At 38.8% G+C, this 2808-nt stretch carries 2 protein-coding genes; both read right to left on the reverse strand.

Annotated features, from left to right (window positions below):
* Positions 1-252 precede the first annotated feature (252 nt).
* The gene (locus GCCT14_RS04310; protein WP_108624374.1) at positions 253-2412 is read right to left on the reverse strand and encodes a hypothetical protein; all 2160 of its coding nucleotides are present in this window, start codon (positions 2410-2412) and stop codon (positions 253-255) included.
* A gap of 120 nt (positions 2413-2532) precedes the next feature.
* Positions 2533-2751: a hypothetical protein gene (locus GCCT14_RS04315; RefSeq protein ID WP_108624375.1), complete on the reverse strand. Its 219-nt coding sequence runs from the start codon at positions 2749-2751 to the stop codon at positions 2533-2535.
* Positions 2752-2808 lie beyond the last annotated feature (57 nt).

Genomic DNA, 2808 nt, shown 5'->3' on the forward strand with positions numbered 1-2808 from the left:
AAAGAGGCTCTCGTATTTGATGCAAATAGCCCCCGTTTAAAGCTAGGAGGAATTGACCTTGATCACTTAGCAATCCAAGGAGACTTCTTGCAAGACAGACAGGGTATTGGAGCAAAACAATAGATGCACCGCTCTTGACCATTAATCCACTCAATCTGCTGAAAACAGGAAATACAGAGAAGATGCTTTTTATTAGAAAGAGGCCCTTTACAGTGCAGGCAATAAGATGGGTAAAAAAAATGAATCAATGCATTAATGCAAGCTGTACTTTGGATTTTCAAATGTTCCCCCAATCGAGAGTGTGAAAGGCTCAGTTACTTTTAGAAGGACATACTGTTTCATTCTAATATTGATATTAATATTGCCGTCAAAGTCGATAAATGAATGTTCGATAGGGGAGAGATAGAACTGAGAACGCTTTCCTTCACTGTAGCTATTCTTAAGCTGAGTAAAATAAAATCGACGATCAACAATGATGTACTCTAGATCACCACGAATTGGGATAAAAAGACCCATGTCTAATCCAAGGCGGCCTAAGATTTCAAAAGGAATATCAAGAATATGATAGTCTCGTTTAAATGTATTGATAAAGTTAAGGGTTCCCTTTCCTGAAAAACTAGAGGCATCTCCTAATATTCCATCGATATTGAAGGCGCGCAGCTCCCGAATTGTCAAAGGTTTGATTCGTGTTGGATATTTTCCAATTTTCTTTAAAAGACTAGGACGAAAATCTGTGATGACTACCTCAGGAATATTGAGACTCCAACCCTCTTCCCGTTTAGCGATCTCGACTGATTTTATAGCAAATACTCCCGATTCATCACTAATTGTAAATCGATGAAGTTCGATATGACTAAGACAAGCATCAATCTCACTCATTAAAGTTTCCATCAGTGTTCCCATTAATTGAAAATGCTTTCCCTTTAAGTATCCTGTAAATCGACTCTCTTTTAAATCAGTTTTGGAAATGATTAGATTGCCACTCAGTTCATATCCTTTTCCAATCTCAAATTCTATGACTCTCTCCTTTATACTTTGTCCGAATAGTTGTGCTAATTTGGGAACATTGATTTTCATCTGACCTGTAAGGGCCATGCGATCTGAAAATGATGCGCGTGGATTATGATAGAAAGAGAAGTCGAGCCCATACACTCCTCCGTCTATACTTTGAATAAAAAATCCTTCATTTGCATTCCAGTCTGTTTGGATGACAAGAGGCTCTTCTCCTCGATGCTCATTGCAAGTTTCTTGTATTGTAAATATTGAGGTAAAGTGAGGGTGAGAAGAAAGCTGCGCAGTTAACTCAAAAGGCATTTCGTTATAAAGAGTGTTGAGCTGCACCTCTAGTCCATTTTTCTGATAAGCAAATGAACAACTACTTAAATACCAAGCTTTATCCCCAATCCAATAATACCCTTCTTTTAAAAAACCACTTACTCTCGATTCTTTATCAAATTCAAAGTCAAGTGAAGCTTCAATCTGGTTTTCCCACGTCAAGGGATAATTAAACACAATCATCTTTTCTTCTTCATAGTTTAAGTAAGGAAGAGAATGGGTCTGGCCTAAAAAATGGACCATTTCTGGAGGAATAATGACTTTTATTCCTTCTCCCTTTAGCTTTCCCTTAAAATAATTAAGATGGCCAAAGTGGCACTTAGCCCATAGTTGAGCGGAACGGCGATGAAGAAAGTTAAAATCAGCATTTTTTAAAGAAAACCCTTCATTTTGTCCGTACGTGATATGTAAAAGATCAGGACTTTCTACTTTTAGTCGCCCTTTTCCAAATTCTTCACCAATACAATAGAGTTTTGAGTTGAGCGCCCATCCCTTCCATCCTTTAGTGAAATCAAATAACAGCTCTCCTTTAGCAAGGAGCGTTCCTTGCAAATAGTCCCAGTTGACTTCCATTTGAGGGAGAAGAATTGCTAGCTCTCCAAGGTTAAGGGAAAGCTGTTCCAAAGGGACTTGAAGGAAGTGGTTTTGTTCTGAATAGGAAATCATTCCACTTTTAAGAGAGCTTTTTTTCCAAAAAACGGTTAGTCCAGGAACATACCATCCCCCTTCTATATAGATGATGTCACCTTGAATTTTTAGTGAGCCTGCTTCAAATCGCTCTAAAGAAAAGCAGTCCCCTCTTTTTTCTCCATGGATTGCTAAGTGATCAAGGTCAATTCCTCCTAGCTTTAAACGGGGGCTATTTGCATCAAATACGAGAGCCTCTTTTTTTCGATCAAACAAGAACGATAGCTTTACTTCCCCTCCAACATGGGGCCCTCGCATTTCATCTAAAGCTTCTTCTTTAATTGGGATGAGTCCTGCTGAATTTAGAAAGTCTAAATGTTGGACTAAGTCAATCGCTGAAAGTGTGGTAGATACCTGAGCTTTGCTCAATCCCCCTTCTTGAAAGGTCAAAGTCTCAACCTCGATTCGCGCACCAAATAATCGTGTCTTTTCCGTATCTAATTGAAAAGAGAGCTCTTTTTTTTCTTGAATACCCCGTCCAACAATACGGCAAATTTCATACGTTGGTGCCTATAAACGGCAATCATAAATTAAAACCCCCTCCTTTGCATCAAGTTCAAGAACAGGCACATTGAGGGTATACGATTTTGGGATGTTTCCTGCACCAAGAGATAGGGTTCCTGCCACTTCTTCAACTTTAAAACGGGAGTCTTCAGCAGAATAATAAAGATCACCAGAAAGCCCTTCAAAACCAAAGGCTTCAGAAAAAGAGTACTTTCCATCTTGCAAATGAAGGATTTTTTATTCAAAGTATAGACGGAGGAGTGTATGGGCTCGACTTCTCTT

Source organism: Candidatus Similichlamydia epinepheli, from assembly GCF_003056015.1.